At 71.9% G+C, this 15,875-nt stretch carries 13 protein-coding genes and 1 pseudogene; 8 read left to right on the plus strand and 6 right to left on the minus strand.

Translation table 11 applies throughout. The annotated features are described in order from the left end of the window. Positions 1 to 238 precede the first annotated feature (238 nt). The 5 genes from OO52_RS40840 (at position 239) to OO52_RS40860 (ending at position 6,598) form a co-directional block, all read left to right on the plus strand. Positions 239 to 961 (plus strand): molybdopterin-dependent oxidoreductase, encoded by a 723-nt coding sequence (locus OO52_RS40840; RefSeq protein WP_030656506.1) that lies wholly within the window; start codon positions 239 to 241, stop codon positions 959 to 961. Further along, the gene (locus OO52_RS40845) at positions 909 to 1,610 is read left to right on the plus strand and encodes a cytochrome b/b6 domain-containing protein (protein ID WP_030656508.1); all 702 of its coding nucleotides are present in this window, start codon (positions 909 to 911) and stop codon (positions 1,608 to 1,610) included. The genes OO52_RS40840 and OO52_RS40845 overlap by 53 nt, the downstream gene beginning before the upstream one ends. 1 nt (position 1,611) lies before the next feature. Further along, positions 1,612 to 3,972 carry an ATP-binding SpoIIE family protein phosphatase gene (locus tag OO52_RS40850; protein WP_030656510.1) on the plus strand — a complete coding sequence of 787 codons (2,361 nt, stop codon included), beginning with the start codon at positions 1,612 to 1,614 and terminating at the stop codon, positions 3,970 to 3,972. 360 nt (positions 3,973 to 4,332) lie between these two features. After that, the gene (locus tag OO52_RS40855; protein WP_030656512.1) at positions 4,333 to 5,964 is read left to right on the plus strand and encodes a DUF6351 family protein; all 1,632 of its coding nucleotides are present in this window, start codon (positions 4,333 to 4,335) and stop codon (positions 5,962 to 5,964) included. Positions 5,965 to 6,007: 43 nt separating this feature from the next. Continuing rightward, on the plus strand, positions 6,008 to 6,598 hold the full coding sequence (locus tag OO52_RS40860) for a DUF308 domain-containing protein (protein ID WP_030656514.1): 591 nt from the start codon (positions 6,008 to 6,010) through the stop codon (positions 6,596 to 6,598). A 123-nt stretch (positions 6,599 to 6,721) separates the two neighbouring features. On the opposite strand, the gene OO52_RS40865 is transcribed toward OO52_RS40860, so the two are convergent. The 3 genes from OO52_RS40865 to OO52_RS40875 all read right to left on the minus strand — a co-directional run bounded on the left by OO52_RS40865 (position 6,722) and on the right by OO52_RS40875 (position 9,654). Then, a complete protein-coding gene (locus OO52_RS40865) occupies positions 6,722 to 7,954 on the minus strand; it encodes a cytochrome P450 family protein (protein WP_030656518.1) in 1,233 nt (410 codons plus the stop codon). A gap of 185 nt (positions 7,955 to 8,139) precedes the next feature. After that, positions 8,140 to 9,006 (minus strand): Bax inhibitor-1/YccA family protein, encoded by an 867-nt coding sequence (locus tag OO52_RS40870; RefSeq protein ID WP_030656520.1) that lies wholly within the window; start codon positions 9,004 to 9,006, stop codon positions 8,140 to 8,142. 180 nt (positions 9,007 to 9,186) lie between these two features. Further along, a complete protein-coding gene (locus tag OO52_RS40875; RefSeq protein ID WP_030656522.1) occupies positions 9,187 to 9,654 on the minus strand; it encodes an SsgA family sporulation/cell division regulator in 468 nt (155 codons plus the stop codon). Positions 9,655 to 10,017: 363 nt separating this feature from the next. Between OO52_RS40875 and OO52_RS40880 the strand changes: the two genes are divergently transcribed. Continuing rightward, the gene (locus tag OO52_RS40880; protein ID WP_030656524.1) at positions 10,018 to 10,872 is read left to right on the plus strand and encodes a L,D-transpeptidase family protein; all 855 of its coding nucleotides are present in this window, start codon (positions 10,018 to 10,020) and stop codon (positions 10,870 to 10,872) included. 132 nt (positions 10,873 to 11,004) lie between these two features. On the opposite strand, the gene OO52_RS40885 is transcribed toward OO52_RS40880, so the two are convergent. Continuing rightward, positions 11,005 to 12,702: an amidohydrolase gene (locus OO52_RS40885; protein ID WP_030656526.1), complete on the minus strand. Its 1,698-nt coding sequence runs from the start codon at positions 12,700 to 12,702 to the stop codon at positions 11,005 to 11,007. Between the two features lie 424 nt (positions 12,703 to 13,126). Here OO52_RS40885 and OO52_RS40890 point away from each other — a divergent pair, with 424 nt between their 5' ends. Together OO52_RS40890 and OO52_RS40895 are read left to right on the plus strand one after the other, a co-directional pair. Continuing rightward, a complete protein-coding gene (locus OO52_RS40890) occupies positions 13,127 to 13,882 on the plus strand; it encodes a dienelactone hydrolase family protein (RefSeq protein WP_030656528.1) in 756 nt (251 codons plus the stop codon). 274 nt (positions 13,883 to 14,156) lie between these two features. Next, on the plus strand, positions 14,157 to 15,116 hold the full coding sequence (locus OO52_RS40895) for a zinc-binding dehydrogenase (RefSeq protein ID WP_030656530.1): 960 nt from the start codon (positions 14,157 to 14,159) through the stop codon (positions 15,114 to 15,116). A 235-nt stretch (positions 15,117 to 15,351) separates the two neighbouring features. On the opposite strand, the gene OO52_RS40900 is transcribed toward OO52_RS40895, so the two are convergent. Both OO52_RS40900 and OO52_RS53425 read right to left on the minus strand, forming a co-directional pair. Then, on the minus strand, positions 15,352 to 15,741 hold the full coding sequence (locus tag OO52_RS40900; RefSeq protein WP_030656532.1) for a DUF2255 family protein: 390 nt from the start codon (positions 15,739 to 15,741) through the stop codon (positions 15,352 to 15,354). Then, positions 15,738 to 15,875: pseudogene (locus tag OO52_RS53425) on the minus strand (transcriptional regulator); the annotation flags it as partial. The pseudogene OO52_RS53425 and the gene OO52_RS40900, both read right to left, overlap by 4 nt.

Below are 15,875 nucleotides of genomic sequence, written 5' to 3' on the forward strand. Positions count from 1 at the left end.
AGCTCCACCCCAGTGTAACAGGTGGGCGTCCCGGCGTTCGTGGAGGCGAAGGTTCATACATATGTGCCCTTTGGTTGACAGTGCGTGGACGGTCGTGTCACCATCGTCACCAGTTGAATAGGTGACGGTGTCGCAAGCAGCCGACGGTGTTCACACGTGTGGGCTGGCCCGAACCGGCGCCTGCCCACCCGGTCGCACCTCGCCGGGATCGTCGCCACCTCTAAGGAGCACACTGACCATGGCAGGAAAGCCGAAGCGGAGGGCCGAGGGCGCAGCGGTGGGACGGCGGGCGATGCTGGGCATGCTCGGCGCCGGCGCCGCCGGCCTCGCCGCCGCGCCCTACCTCCAGCGCGGCTGGGAGGGCTTCCTCGGTGCGGCCTCCCAGGTCGACGCCACGGGCCTGACCGGTCTGCTGCCCAATCCGGGCGGTTTCCGGTACTACAGCGTCGTCGGCTCGGTGCCGCACAAGGACGCGACGAACTACGCGCTCAAGGTCGGCGGTCTGGTCGACAAGCCGAAGACCTACACGCTCGACGAGCTGCGCGCGATGCCGCAGACCCGGGTCGTCCACGACGTGCTGTGCACGGACGGATGGCGTGTGGACAAGACACCCTTCGAAGGGGTGAAGCTGGCGGACATCCTGGACGCCGCGGGGGTGCGCTCCCCGGGTGCGGCGGTCCGCTTCACCTGCTTCGACGGCGCCTACTCCGAGAGCCTCACCCTGGAACAGGCCCGCCGCTCGGACGTTCTGGTGGCGCTGAACATGCAGGACAAACCCATCACCCACGAGCACGGCGGACCGGTCCGCCTCTACGTGGCCCCCATGTACTTCTACAAGTCGGCCAAGTGGCTGTCCGGCATCTCGGTCACCGACAAGGTCGTTCCCGGCTACTGGGAGGAACGCGGTTATGCGGTCGACGGCTGGCTCGACGACGCGGACCGGCACAGCGACGCCGCCTGAACCGTCCGGCCGTCTGCGCCGGTTCAGCACCGCGGAGCGCATGGTCCACCGGACCACCGGCTACCTGATGCTCGTGTGCCTGGTCACCGCCGCCTGCCTGTACCTGGGGCCGCTGGCCCAGCTCGTCGGGCGGCGCCACCTGATGGTCACGCTGCACGAGTGGTCGGGCATCTCGCTGCCGCTGCCCTTCCTGCTCGGGCTCCTCTCCGCCGATTTCCGCGCGGACCTGCGCAGGCTGAACCGGTTCGCGGTGTACGACCGGCAGTGGCTGCGGGCCGTGCGCAAGCGCCGGACGTGGCCCGAGGCGCGTCCGGCCGGCAAGTTCAACGCGGGCCAGAAGCTCTACGCGGGCTGGATCGCCGGGGCCGTGCTGGTGATGATGTTCACCGGTCTGCTGATGTGGTTCATGGGGCTGCTGCCCTTGATCTCCCGTACCAGCGCGATCTTCGTCCACGACCTCCTGGCCTGGGCCATCACCTTCGTCCTCCTCGGACACATGCGCCGGGCGTTCGAGGATCCGGAGGCGAGACTCGGGATGCGTACCGGGTATGTCAGCCGGTCCTGGGCGGAGCGGTACCACTCCCGGTGGCTGAAGGAGGAGGGGATGGGTACCGTGACCGGTGAAACCGAGGAAGCGGACAAGGTGTGACATGTCCCCCGAGGAGGGGCAGGCCTGGCCGGAAGGGCTCATGGACGACCGTAGCGCTCCTGACGCCGGGTCCCCGGACGGCCGGCGACGTGAGTCCGCCGGAGTGCTCGGCGACGAGCTGACGGCGGTGCTGCACCGTGCCGTCCACCAGGCCGCTCACCGTCTGGAGGCCGTCGCGGCGGCCGTGTACCTGCTGGCCCCCGACGGCGGCGAACTGCGCGCCGCCGTGATCGGCGGCAGCCCGCCGTCCGTGCTGACGCTCCCCGGCCGGATGAAGCTGGACTCGCCCTACGCCTCCGCGCGCGCCCTGGCCGGGCAGAGTGTGGCGCTCCTGGCCGAACCGGATCCGCTCGCCGAACCGGAGCGCGGGGCGCTGGCCTACCCCTACACCGTCGCCTCGGTCCCTCTGGAGGCGGAAGGGCATCGTTTCGGTTCGCTGACCGTGCTGCGCACCGAGGACAGCGGTGACTACACCGAGGCGGACTGCCGGGGGCTCACCCGGATCGGTGACCGGCTGGCCGTCCTGCTGGCCGGGCTCCACGCCCGCGGCGCCACGATCGCGCCCGGGTGCCTGCCCGTGCTGGTGCCGGTGTTCGGCACCGAACCGTCGGCCGTGGCCGGGGAGCAGGCCGTCGTCCGGGGTGTGCCGGGTGTGCCCGGCTCCGCGGGGATGACCCTGCTGTACGCCCTCCAGCGGCTGACGGACCTGCTGAACCGGGCGACCACCATGGAACACGTCGTCGGGACGGCGGAGTTCTGCGTCATGGCGCCGATGCGCGCCCGAGCGCTGGCACTGACCTCGGCGGCCGAGGGCCGGCTGTGGGTCCTGGGCCACAGCGGGGACTCCGGGGACCTGGTGTCCGAGCTGCACGGCAGCGCTCTGCTCGCGGACACACCCGCCGCGCGGGCGATGCGGGGCCGCGCGCTGTTCGTCCATGGTTCCTCCCGCCCACCGTCCGCGGGCCGCGACCTGGACGCCGAGCCCGGGGACCCGTCGAGCGGTGTGCCGCGCGACGGCGGCGACGGGCGGCACGCCGCCGCCTACCTGCCGCTCGTCGGCAGCCGGCACGTGGTCGACCTGCCGATGGCCGGAGCCGCCCCGATCGTCGGGGTCTGCTGCCTGTCGTTCGACGGGCCGCGGACGTTCCCGCCCGAGGAGCGGGCCGTGCTGACCATGATGGCCGGGCTGCTGGGCGCGGCGGTTCAGCGCATCCAGCTGAGCGCCGCGCGTCACGTGCTCGCCGAGGGCATGCAGCGGCGGCTGCTGCCCGCCGTCCTGCCCGAGGCGCCCCGCCTGCCCACCACGGCCCGCTACCGGCCGGCCCAGGCCGCGAGCGAGGCGGGCGGGGACTGGTACGACGTGATCACCATGCCGGACGACCGCGTGATGCTCGTCCTCGGGGACGTCGAGGGCCACACGCTGGAGAGCGCCGCCGTCATGGGCCAGTTGCGCACCTCGGTGGCCGCCTACGCCACCGAGGGCCACGGGCCGGCCGCGCTGCTCGAACGCACCGACCAACTGCTGTCCCGGCTGGGCACCGAGCTGCTCGCCACCTGCTGTGTGGTGGCCGTGGACACCGGGACAGGGGTGGCCGAGGTGGCGCTGGCCGGGCATCCGGCGCCGCTCGCCCGGCTGTCCGACGGCACTGTCCGCCCGCTGTGGGCACCGGCCAACGTGCCGCTCGGACTGCACGGGCGCACCCCCTACCGCTCCCAGGAGCACACCCTCCCGCCCGGAACCGTGCTCGCGCTCTACTCGGACGGAGTGCACGAACCGGATCGCGACGACGTCGTCGCACGCCTGGCCGCCGAAGGCCGCGGAGCGGGCGCCGATCTGGAGATCCTGGCGGACCGCCTGCTGACGGACGCACCCGGCCGGCGCGACGACGCCGCCCTGCTGCTGGCCCGCTACGAGGGAGCGGACGATTCCGCGGCGCCCCGGACCGCTCGTTTCCACATCCACCGGCGGGACCTGCGGGCGGTCAGGGCGGCCCGCGGGTTCGTGCGCGGGTGCCTGGGCGACTGGGGTCTGGCCGATCTGTCGGACGACCTCGAACTCATCGCCTCGGAACTCGTGACCAACGCGCTCATCCACGCGGGCAGCGATGTGGACCTGCGGCTGCGGGCGTCGCGCGACCGGGTCCGTCTCGAGGTGCGGGACTCGGACAGCGACCCGCCCGTGCCCACCGCCTACTCGCTCACCGACGAGGGCAGCGCGCGGGCGGAACACGGCCGCGGTCTGTACCTGGTCGACGCGTTGGCACACACATGGAACACCTCTCCGAGCGGCCGGGGAAAGACGGTCTGGCTGGAGATGGAGATCCCCGGGGTCGCGGCGGCGGCCCGGCAGAGCGTCGAATGACCTAACAGCCCGTTCACGGCAGCCCCGCCCGTAGCCGTGGCCGGGGACCGTCAACTGACTGTTGTCGTGTCGCGGGTGCCCGGGCCAGAGTGTGACCACAGGCCGAGGGGACCGCGTCACCCGCCGCGGTTCACATGTGTCACCGAGATATGTGACCCCACCCCTTCCATCACCGGTTAGACCGGTGATAGTGTCTGGCTCAGTCTTCGGCGACCCGAGCCGTCTCGGGTCGCATACCGAGGTCGCGGAGGCACGCGTGCGGACACCGCCCGCGGGGGGCCCGCCGACCTCGTTCACCTCATGTGCCGTGCGCCTGTGTCACCGCGGTCAGCGCCACATCTACTTCCGGGATGGAAACCAATGAGACGCACACTTCTGACTGTCCTCGCGGCCGGTGTGCCGCTGGCCGCGGCACTGTGGGTGCCGACCGCGTCGGCGGCGCCGGAGAACACCGCCTCCACGTCGCTCGGCTGCCGCTCGCTGCCCGTGAAGGCCCCCGCCGGTACCAAGGTGGAGAGCGTGACCGTGGTCGGCCACGCGGCGGGCACCGTGGACGTGCCCCCGGTCCCCCCGCTGCCCGGGGCGCAGATCCCCGACGTACCGGCGTTCTGCGACGTGACGGTGACCCTGACCCACCCGGGTCAGGGTGACCACGCCAAGGTGCACGTCTGGCTCCCGCAGAAGGGGTGGAACGGCCGCCTCCAGACGGTCGGCGGCTCGGCCTACGCCGCCGGCGACTACGGCGCGAGCCTGGCCGCCGCGGTCAAGAACGGTTACGCCGCCGCGACCACCGACGCCGGCGTCGGCACCTACATCGACACCGGCTGGGCGCTGACCAGCGCGGGCAAGGTCGACACGACGCTGCTGAAGAACTTCGCCAGCCGCTCCGAGCACGAGGCCGCGGTCGTCGCGAAGGACGTCATCGACGGCTTCTACAGCAGGCCCGCCTCCTACGCGTACTTCAACGGCTGCTCCACCGGCGGACGCCAGGGCTACATGGAGGCCCAGCGCTACCCGGGCGACTACGACGGCATCCTCGCCAACGCGCCCGCCATCAACTGGGACGAGTTCGAGGTCGCCACCCTGTGGCCGCAGGTGGTCATGAACAACGAGAAGACCTACCCGACGTCCTGCGAGTTCAAGGCCTTCACCGACGCCGCCGTCAAGGCTTGTGACCCGCTCGACGGCGTCAAGGACGGCCTGGTCAACGACCCGTCCCGGTGCGACTTCGACCCGCGCCGGCTGATCGGCACCAAGGTGGTGTGCAACGGCGAGGAACTGACCATCACGGCGGCCGACGCGGCCGTGGTCCGCAAGATCTGGGACGGCCCGCGCACCGCGTCGGGCAAGAAGCTGTGGTCCGGCGTCCCGATCGGGGCCGACCTGTCGGCCCTGGCCGGCCTCACCCCGCCGGACGCGAACGGCAACGTCAAGGGCGCCCCCTTCCCGGTGCCCGCCGCCTGGGTCCAGACCTGGCTGGAGAAGCAGCCGACCTTCGACCTCGCGAAGATCACCTACAGCGACTTCACGCGGCTGTTCAAGCAGTCCGAGGCCGAGTACGACAAGGTCATCGGCACCGACGACCCGGACCTGTCCGCCTTCCGCAGGTCCGGCGGCAAGCTGCTGAGCTGGCACGGCCAGGCCGACCAGTACATCCCCACCCAGGGCACGGTGAAGTACCGCAAGCAGGTCGAGCAGGAGCTGGGCGGCGCCAAGCGGGTCGACGACTTCTACCGTCTCTTCCTCGCCCCGGGCACGGCGCACTGCGGTCTCAACAACGGCAGCGGTGCCACGACCGACGACCTCGGCGCGCTGCGCACCTGGGTCGAGCAGGGCAAGGCCCCCAAGACGCTGCCCGCCACCCTGGTCAACGCCGACGGCAAGACCGTCACCCGCAACCTGTGCAGCTACCCGCAGGTGTCCCGGTACGAGGGCCACGGCGACCCGGCCGTCGCCTCCAGCTTCCGGTGCGTCCTCCCGTCCCGGCACTGACCGACCGCTGACCACCTGAACACCCGAGAAAGGCCCCACCCCCATGAGCACGCAGACAGCGGCACCGTCGAACTCGACGGCGGCGGAAGCACGTTCCTCCCTGCTGAGGCTGTACCTGGGCCGCGGCGTGCTCGCCGTGGCATGGGCCCTGGCTTTCGCCGGAGCCCATGACAGCGTCGACGCCGTGGCCATCACCCTGCTGGTCGTCTACCCGCTGATCGACGCGGTCTCCTCGCTGATCGACTACCGCGCCACCCCGGACGGTTCCGAGCGCCGGGTCACCGCGTTCAACGGGGCTCTCAGCACCGTGGCAGCCATCGCGGTCGGCATCGCCGGGGCCGGCGGCGTCGCGCCGGTGCTCCATGTGTTCGGTGCCTGGGCCGTCGTCTCCGGTGCCGCCCAGGTGGTCGTCGGGCTGCGGCGGCGCGGTCCCGAGCTGGGCAAGCAGTGGCCGACCCTGATCTCGGGCGGACTGTCCTTCCTGGTCGGCTTCTTCTACAACATCCAGGCGGCGGGCGACAATCCCTCGCTCGACGTGCTGTCCGTCTACGCCACGGGCGGCGGGGTGTGGTTCATCCTCCAGGCTCTGCTGCTGGGCTGGAAGGCCCGTCGGCTGCGCACCCGGACGGTCTGACCGCCCCTGACCGGTTGTCGTCCCGGCCCGCGCCCCGTGGCGCGGGCCGGGACTTTTCCGTGCGCCGGGCCGGGACCCTTCGCCGTTGGCCCTTCGCCGGTGGCCGGTGGCCGGTGGTGGCCGTCAGCCGACGCGGTAGCGCACCGGAAGGGACAGCACGCCGCGGATGATCCCGGAACCGATCCAGTCGAGCGAGTCCGGCGGTGCGGCCAGTTCCAGCTCGGGGACGCGGGACAGCAGGGTGCGCAGGGCGATGGCCGTCTCCAGGCGGGCGAGCGGGGCGCCGAGGCAGTAGTGGATGCCGTGCCCGAAGGCCAGGTGGCGGGCGTTCGGCCGGGTCACGTCGAGAACGGCGGGGTCGTCGCCGTCCGGCTGCGGGGCGTCGTGCCCGGCCGAGCCGAGAGCGACCACGACCATGCTGCCCCGGGGGATCGACACCCCGCCCAGTTCGAGGTCCTCCGCGGCGTAGCGGCTCGTGGAGCGCTCGACGGACGTGTCGTAGCGCAGGAACTCCTCCACCGCGCCGGGCACCAGCTCGGGCCGCTCGCGCAACAGCCGCAGCTGGCCGGGGTGTCGCAACAGGGCCAGCACGGCGTTGCCCAGCAGGTTCACCGTGCTCTCGTGACCCGCGACGACCAGCATCATGGCCGTACCGACCAGTTCCTCCTCGGAGAGCCGGCCGTCCTCCTCGTCGCGCGCGGCCACCAGGGCGGACAGCAGGTCGTCCTCGGGACGGCGGCGTTTGTCCGCGACCAGGCCGGCCAGCAGCCCGTGCAGGGCGGCCAGCGCCGGGCGGTGCTCGGGCGAGGCCACCCGGAGCGCCTGCCCCGACCAGCGGCGGAAGTCCAGGTGGTGCCGGCGCGGGATGCCGAGGAGCTCGGCGATGACCGTGGCGGGCAGCGGGGCGTTGAAGGCCTCGACGAGGTCCAGCTCGCCCGACGGCGGCATCGCGTCGATCAGATCGTGGGCGATCCGCTCGATGCGCGGTGCCAGTTCGGCCGTACGGCGGGGAGTGAAGGCGTCCGAGGCCAGCCGGCGCAGGCGGGTGTGCTCGGGTGGGTCGGCCTCCATCATCTGCGCGCCGAGTCCCACCGAGGGCTGGTGGAGGACGTAACCGGCGGCGGCCAGGGCCTCCGCGGCGGGCGTGGCGTCCTTGAGCAGGGCGGGATGGGTCAGCGCCTCCCGGGCCAGGTCGTAGCCGACGATCACCCAGCCCTTCAGGCCGAGGTGGAACTCGGCCGGGTGGATGGGGCCGAGCCGCCGGAGCCGGGCGTACCGCGCGGGGGAGTCCGCCTTGAAGGCCTGATCGATGACCACCCTGCCGTCCTGGTACGGGCAGTGCTCGTGCGCGCTCATGGATGCCTCTCGTTCTGGCGGTCCGGCACTGTCCCGGGGCGGGCCCGGACGGCACCCGACGCGGGGTCGGCTCGTCGTGATGTGAGAACGAGCGGCGTCCCGCGCGGGTTCAGCCCGGCCGGCCCGCGAGCGGACACGCGGAGGGGGCATGCGCGATGCGCATGCCCCCTCCGGCGTCGGAGAACTCAGTTGTCGCTGTTGAAGATGGACAGCACCTGGAGCACCTCCAGGTAGATCCACACCAGGGTCGTGGTGAGACCGAAGGCGGCCAGCCACGCCTCCTCGCGGGGGGCGCCGTAGGCGACGGCGTCCTCCACCTGCCGGAAGTCCAGAGCGAGGAAGCCCGCGCCGAGCAGGATGCCGATCACGCCGAAGACGATGCCGAGGCCGCCGCTGTGGAAGCCCAGGCCGTCGCCCGCGCCGAAGGCGGAGAAGAGCAGGTCGGCGACGAGCAGCAGGAAGAACCCGGTCGCGGCGGCGGCGAGGAACCCGGCGAACCGCTGATCGACACGGATCCAGCGCATCCGGTAGGCGATGAGGACGCCCGCGGACACGGCGAAGGTGCCGAGCACCGCCTGGACGACCACGCCCGGCGCGATGTACGTCGAGGTGGTGCTGGAGATGACGCCGAGGAAGACGCCCTCGAAGGCCGCGTACCCGAGGATCAGTGCCGGGGACGGCGCCCGCTTGAACGCCTGGACCATCGACAGGACGAAGGCGATGAGGGCGGCGCCCACCGCGATGCCGTAGGACCGGCCGATGTTCGCCTCGTCGACGGGCAGCAGGAGCCAGGACAGCACCGCCGTCAGCACCACGGTGCCGAGGGTGGTCGCGGTGCGGACGACGACGTCGTCCATCGTGACCGCGGTCCCCGTGGTCCGTACGCCGGTGTCGGGGCCCGTGCCGGCGGCCGGGGCGTAGGGGTTGGTCAGGTAGTCGTCCGACGGCCGGGCTCCGGCCGGGGCGCCCACCGGGTGACGCATGTACGCGTCGGCGGGGGCGGCGTCGCGGGCGGCGCCCCAGCGGGAGAAGATCGGGTTGCTGCTCTTCACGTCATTCCTCCTACGTCCGCCGCGGGTGCGGCCTGCGGCACAGCGTTGTGGTCGGGTGTCCGGGGCGGCACACGTGTGACCGTGTCGCCCACCGGGCCGACGTCCGGCAACCCTGTGCGTCACCACTCTGACAGGTGACGCAGCGGGGCGCAAGTCATCCCCGCCCGGGCCCGGACGTGCTCACTCGGACGGCGCTGCCGGACCGTCGAGCAGCTGGACGAGGAAGTCGTCCCAGTTCAGACCGTCCATCTCGGCCTCGGCCGAGGTGATCCGGTAGGTGGCCTCCAGCCACTCGGCGAGCGGCCCGGTGGGCAACTCGAAGAGGGCTTCCACCTCCTGCGATTCCAGGAGCAGCCAGGACGAGGGGCGCTCGCCGGGCAGTGTCGGCCACATGCGTACGTCGCCGTACCCGCTCATCGACGTCAGACCGCGGTACAGCAGTTCGCGGCCGATCCGCCAGCTGAGACTCGGTCCTCGCTCCGCCAGGAACTCGACGGTGATCACCGCGGGCATGTCCGCGTCGAACCGGAACTCCGCCTGCATGGGCTGCCGGGTGAATTCGTCGAGCATCTGGTCGAGGTCCAGGAAGAGCGAAGGCAGATGCCGGGGCGTCGACCGCGCCCGCAGTGGTGACTGATCACGGTGCATGACGGGAGTTCCCCTCCGTGGTAGGAAGTCTGCGCCTCTCACTCTTCGCCCCGGGGCCCACCCCGCACATCGGTCACTTGACGGTCAAAGGACGGGGCGCGAGAGGGCAGCCGACGGCGCGGCGACGCGCCCTGCGGAGCAAGAGGAACGCGACGTAAGTAAATGTGCTGTCCCGTGCCGGGAAGCCGCCGAGCGGCCGGTGCCGTCGGACTGCGGTCACGGTGCATGTATCTTCAACTTCATACGTGCCTCAATCGGCGATGTGCCACACATGGACGACGGGATCCCGGCGTCGCCGGCACGCATCCGTGCGAGTTCCTGCCGCACACCGACATGCACCTTGAAGTGGGGGTCACCGCAGACATGTCCTCGTCCTACCAGCGCGCCGGTACCGGCCGTCACCGCGCGCCCTCGACCGGCGACCGCTTACGCGCACTGCTCGCCGGCTCCGGCAGGCGGCTGCCGCTCTCCACGGCCGCCCTGGTCGCCGTGGTCTCCGTCAGCGGATGCGGAACCACCGGCGCGACCACCGCCGATCCCGCCCACGGGGCCCGGGCCGTCGCACCGGACGCGACGCCGAGCGACGCGACGCCGGCTACGGTGACGGCAGCCGACCCGGCCTCCGCCACCGTCACCCACCTCCCCGGTCTGGGCCCGAAGACGTCGGCCCGCATCCCCGCGAACGCCCGGCAGGTCGTCCTCGTCACCGGGCAGGACAAGAACTCCTCCCGCTCCCACGTGGTGCTGTACCGGCGGACCGCGTCCGGCTGGGAGGGAGGCGCGACCTGGCCGGCCCACAACGCCCTCAAGGGCTGGACGACGGACCACCACCTCGGTGATCTGCGCTCACCCATCGGTGTGTTCACCCTCAGCGACGCGGGAGGCCTGCTGTCCGACCCCGGCTCCAAGCTCCCGTACACGCGGTCCGGCGGGTTCGCCGTCGGCGGCACCGGCTTCGACGGCGAATCCCTCGCCGGGTCGTTCGACTACGTCGTCGCCATCGACTACAACCGCGTGCGGGGCACCTCCCCGCTCGACTGGACCCGGCCGCAGGGCGCGGACAAGGGCGGCGGCATCTGGCTGCACGTCGACCACGGCGGCCCCACGCACGCCTGTGTGAGTCTGTCGCAGGAGCACATGAGGCAACTGCTGCGCACACTCGACCCGACGCTGCACCCGGTGATCGTGATGGGGGACGCCGCCTCGCTGGCGGAGTGAGGGGGCCGGAAGAGGCGCGGGGGGACCCGGGGCCGCAGACGCGAGCCCCCGCCCGTGGGACGGGGAGGAGTCCACGGGCGGGGGAGAGGGAAGAGCGGGGGCCGGTCCCGTAACGGGGTACTGCCCCCGGGATCAGGTGACGGGCGGGAGGTTCGGGCCGGTGGTGCCGAGCTGCTCGGTCGCCACCACCGGCGGCACCGGCCAGGTCACGCCCTTCGGCGGCCAGCTCTGCCCGGTTGCCTTGAGGAACTCGGCCGGCGGCTCGTACAGCGGCGGCTGTGTGCCGTCGGGGATCATCGAGGCCCACTCGACGCCCTGGGTGCGGTCCTTGAACTCCTGCTTCATCGCGTCCAGCCGCTCCGGCTGCTCGATCAGGTCGATCGCGCCCGCCGCCAGGTAACGCGCCGCGGACAGCAGCGCCTGGTGGCCGATGTTGGTGGCCGCCGTCGCGGTGACCCCCCAGTTGTGGTTGGGCAGGCCGGGCGGGTAGGCAGCGGACAGCAGCACGGCGGTCGGCGCCTGCCAGCTGATGTCGGCGGTGTCGGTGGCCAGCCCGCCGGTGTAGGCGGCCGCCGGGGGAGCGAGCGGGGTCAGCTCGGTCGGCATGCCCACCTCGGGCTTGCCCAGCGACTTCTGGATGCTCTTGGCCAGGGCGTGGTCGGCGTCGGTGAACTTGGGAGCGCCGATCTGCCGCATGTTGTCGTTGAGCAGCTCCGCGCCGGCCTTGTTGGCCAGCAGGTTCCACGTCGCGGAGTGGAACTTGTGCACCAGCCGGGTCTGGCTGGCCTGCGCGGCGGCCTTGGCGCAGTCCACGATCTTGTCGTACAGCACCCGGGCGCGTGCCGGACTGCCCTCGCGGACGAAGAACCAGATGGAGCACATGTCCGGGGTCACGTTGGGGGCGCCGCCACCGTTGATGATCGCGTAGTGGAACCGCCCGGACGGGGCGACGTTCTTCTCCCGCAGGTACTCCGACATCGTCGCCATCAGCAGGGCACCGTCCAGGCCGCTCTTGTTGCCGAGCGGGGTGCCGCCGTGGCCGGAGGCGCCGAGGAAGGTGAACGTGGCCGAAATCAGTGCGCTGGTGGTGTTCCAGAACGGCACCGTGATGTTGAACGGGTGCCAGTCCAGGAAGGCGTCGAGGCCGTCGTAGACGCCCTCCTTCACCGCGTACGCCTTGCCGACCAGCTGCTCCTCGCCCGCGCTGCCGAACAGCTTGACCGTGGCCTTCAGCCCGTGGGCGCGGATCGCCCGCGCGACGGCGATGGCGGCGGCGGTGCCGCCCGCGCCCAGGGTGTTGTGGGCGTCGCCGTGGCCGGCGCCGTAGGTGGGGCCGTAGGCGTCGTAGTTGTACACCAGCGGGTCGTGGGTGCCCACGCCCTTCTTCTGTGACAGCCCCGGCAGGGCGTCGTACTCGGCGTTGAAGCCGAGGACGGGTCCCTCGGTGCCGTAGGTGGCGACGAAGGCGGTCGGGAAGCCCGCCGGGCCCCACTCGATGGTGAAGCCGTTGTCCCGCAGCAGCTTGGCGTGGGCGAGGGAGGACTTCCACTCGCGCAGTGACAGCTCCGCGTGCTGCCACACGTCGTCGCTCAGCTTGGTGATCACGTCCTCGTTGGCGGTGATCCAGCCGAGCGCGGTCTGCTTGGCGGCGGTGTCCTGCGCCAGCCCCTTGGGCGCCTTGTACGTGGCCGGGGAGACACCGGTCTTCTCGTCGTGGCCGAGGGTCGCGGCGAGCACCGGGTCGGCCTGGAGGACGGCCGCGGTGGTCGCGGTGGCGCTCAGTCCGAACATCTTCAGCAGGCGTCGGCGGCCAGGGTGGAAGTCGTTCACGTCAGTCTCGTCCTCGAAGTGTGAGGGAAGGGCCGGGCGACCGGCTCCGTGACATGTGGTCATGGCATGTCGCAACGGATCATATGCGGCTGCCTGACAGCAGACCCGCCCGCTGGCGGAAATTAACTCACCGCCGTGGGCGAACAGTTGGGGGAAGGCAGAGATCCAGAGCACACACGTCGCCGGAGCACCGACCCGGGTGTGGGCCCAAAGCCGACCTGATTCGTTGTAATGTGTGCACGTCCGTCGCTCGGTCGAGGAGCGGGGGGCAACGACGGCCGTCCCCAAACCCCCGTTGGGACGGCCGTCACTTTTTATGCGTGGGAATCCGGAGACGAACGGGTGTGTTCACACGTGTGAGCGGGGGGTCGCCCCGCGAAGCCGCCGCATGCTCGATCTCGCCCTGGCAGAGAGGCACCCACCCATGAACGCCGTGATCGGAACCATCGTCGACATCACCACCGCGGACGGCACCGCCGACGCCTATCTCGCCCACCCGGACGACGGGAAGGCACACCCGGGGGTGCTCATGTACCAGGACGCCTTCGGGCTGCGCCCGCATCTGAAGGCGATGGCCGACCGGCTGGCGGCCTCCGGCTACACGGTGCTCGTCCCGAACGTCTTCCACCGGCACGGACGCGCCCCGGTCGTGGAACTGCCCGAGTTCATCGACATGGAGGCCCGCCCCGACATCGTCGGGAAGGTCGTACCGCTGATGGAGTCGCTCACGCCGGACCTGATCGAGCGCGACGCCGGGGCCTACCTGGCGTGGCTCGCCGACGCGCCGCAGGTCACGGACGGGCCGGTGGGCATCACCGGATACTGCATGGGCGCCCGGCTCGCGCTGTACACGGCGGGCGCCCATCCGGACCGGGTCGCCGCGGCGGCGGGCTTCCACGGCGGCTGGCTGGCGAGCGAGGCGCCCGACAGCCCGCATCTGCTCGCCGGCCGGGTCACCGCCGAGCTGTACTTCGCGCACGCCGACGACGACCCGTCCATGCCCGAGGAGCAGGTCAGCCGCCTGGAGCAGGCGCTCACCGAGGCAGGCGTCAAGCACCGGTGCGAGGTCTACGAGGGCGCGCACCACGGCTACACCCAGTCCGACACCGCCGCCTACAACCCCGAAGCGGCCGAGCGGCACTGGACGGAGCTGCTCGCCCTCCTCGCCCGCGCTCAGTGACGACGGCGGGGCTGCCGCTGCGCGTGCCTCGCGGAAGGCGCCGTCGACGTCCATCGGACGGACGGTCACTTCGGTCCCTGTCCGGGGGCCAGTGGGCATGCGATGAGGGAAGGCCAAACCGGCGCCGGAGCCGCCGAGATGAGGTGTCCGGACACACCCCGGGTGCCGGACCGGGCGAACCATCCGAGGCCTTCGGACCGTACACCTCATGGAGGAGGACCGGCGCGGTGCCGCACCGCGCCGGTCCGCTCGGACCGAGGCTTGGAGTTCGCCGATGAAGGCTTTCCGATACGTGTCCCAGGGCACGCCCCTACGGCTGATGGACGTGCCGGACCCGCTGCCGGAGGCCGGCTGGGTCGTGGTGGACGTCGATGCCGCCGGTCTGTGTCACTCCGACGTCCACGCCCTCGACGGCACGATCGAGCTGACCCGGCGCCCGCCCTTCACCCTCGGCCACGAGGTCGCGGGCACCGTTTCCGCCCTCGGCGAGGGCGTGCGGGGGTACGTGGTGGGCGACCGCGTCGCCGTCGCGATCATCGCGCACCCCGAGGTCCAGGCGCACTACGCGCCGGGCATCGGTGTCGACGGCGGCTACGCCGAACGACTCGTGGCCCACGCTTCCACCCTCGTTCGCATACCCGATGGCGTCTCCACGGTCCACGCGGCCGTCGCCACGGACTCGGTCGTCACCGCCTACCACGCCGTCCGCACCGAGGCCCGCGCCAGGCCGGGGGAGGTGATCGCCGTCGTCGGACTGGGGGGCCTCGGCCTGAACGGCGTCCGTACGGGAGTGCTCGCGGGAGCCACGGTCTACGGCGTGGACATCAACCCGGACACCTTCGACGCGGCTCGCGCGGCGGGGGCGAGCGACTGCTTCACCGACGTCGCCGCACTCGCCGACCTGCGCCCCGACGCCGTCGTCGACTTCGCGGGCGTGGGGTCCACGACGTCCGCCGCGGTCGACGTCGTACGCCGCCGCGGCCGGGTTGTCGTCGTCGGCCTGGGGACGAGGACCACGAGCTTCGCCACCGGCAACCTGATCCGCAAGAGCGTGGAACTGCGTGGCTCGTACGGCGCCGGCAAGGACGAGTACCGGCAGGTGCTCGACTTCATCGCCCAGGGCCGCATCGAACCGGTCGTGGAGGAGATCCCGTTCGCCGACCTCAACGAAGGCCTGGACCGCATCCGCCGCGGCGCGGTCCGGGGCCGTCTGGTCGTCCGGCCGGGGAAGTGACCCCGACCGCCCTGCCACACCCCGCCAGTCAGTGCCGCCTTGCCGGTGTTCCTCCAGCCCCCGGAGCACAGCCGGTCGGCGAGTTCGACGCGGGTCTCGTCGTAGCGCGCCGAGGTGCACCGGCGCCTCGCCTGGGGACGGGTAGCGCTCACCACCTCGCCCAGCGGGAGTGCCGGGACTCCACGACGTGGCCGATGGCCGACGACCACGTGTTCCGGGCGCGGGCCGCGGGCACTCAGTGGGCCGGAGCGGTGCCGGAACCCGGCACGGGCGCCGGGTCGATCCGGATCGTCGCGGCGCGCGCCTGCGGACTCCTGACGAGGGCGTCGGCGAGTGGTCCGTACTTGGCGCGGAAGGCGGCGTCGAGCCCGGGGGAGAGTTCCAGGTCACGGGTCTGGAGGAGGACGTCGCGGGTGACGCCGGCCACCTGGATCCGTCCGTGGCCGAGGTCCCGCGCCGCCCGGTACCAGCGGGAGCCGACTCCCCGGTAGGCGCGGACGTACAGTTCGCCGTCGACGACCACCATGCCGATCTCCACGCCGTCGTGAGCGCCGTCGCCGGCGACGAGGGTGAGGGCGTAGGTCTCGGAGAGCAGGGTCTGGTCCTCGGGTGTCCAAGCGGTCATCGGGTCACATCCTCCGTCCGGTCGGTGCTGGGCTCCGCGGCGGTCCAGGAGGTGAGGATGCGCAGGGCGTCGTGGGAGGGGCTGCCGGGTTCGGCGGTGAGCAGGATCAGGCGTTGTCCGGAGCCGTCGGGGGC

It is taken from the genome of Streptomyces flaveolus, assembly GCF_000716535.1.
In the GTDB taxonomy this organism is placed as follows: Bacteria; Actinomycetota; Actinomycetes; order Streptomycetales; family Streptomycetaceae; genus Streptomyces; species Streptomyces flaveolus_A.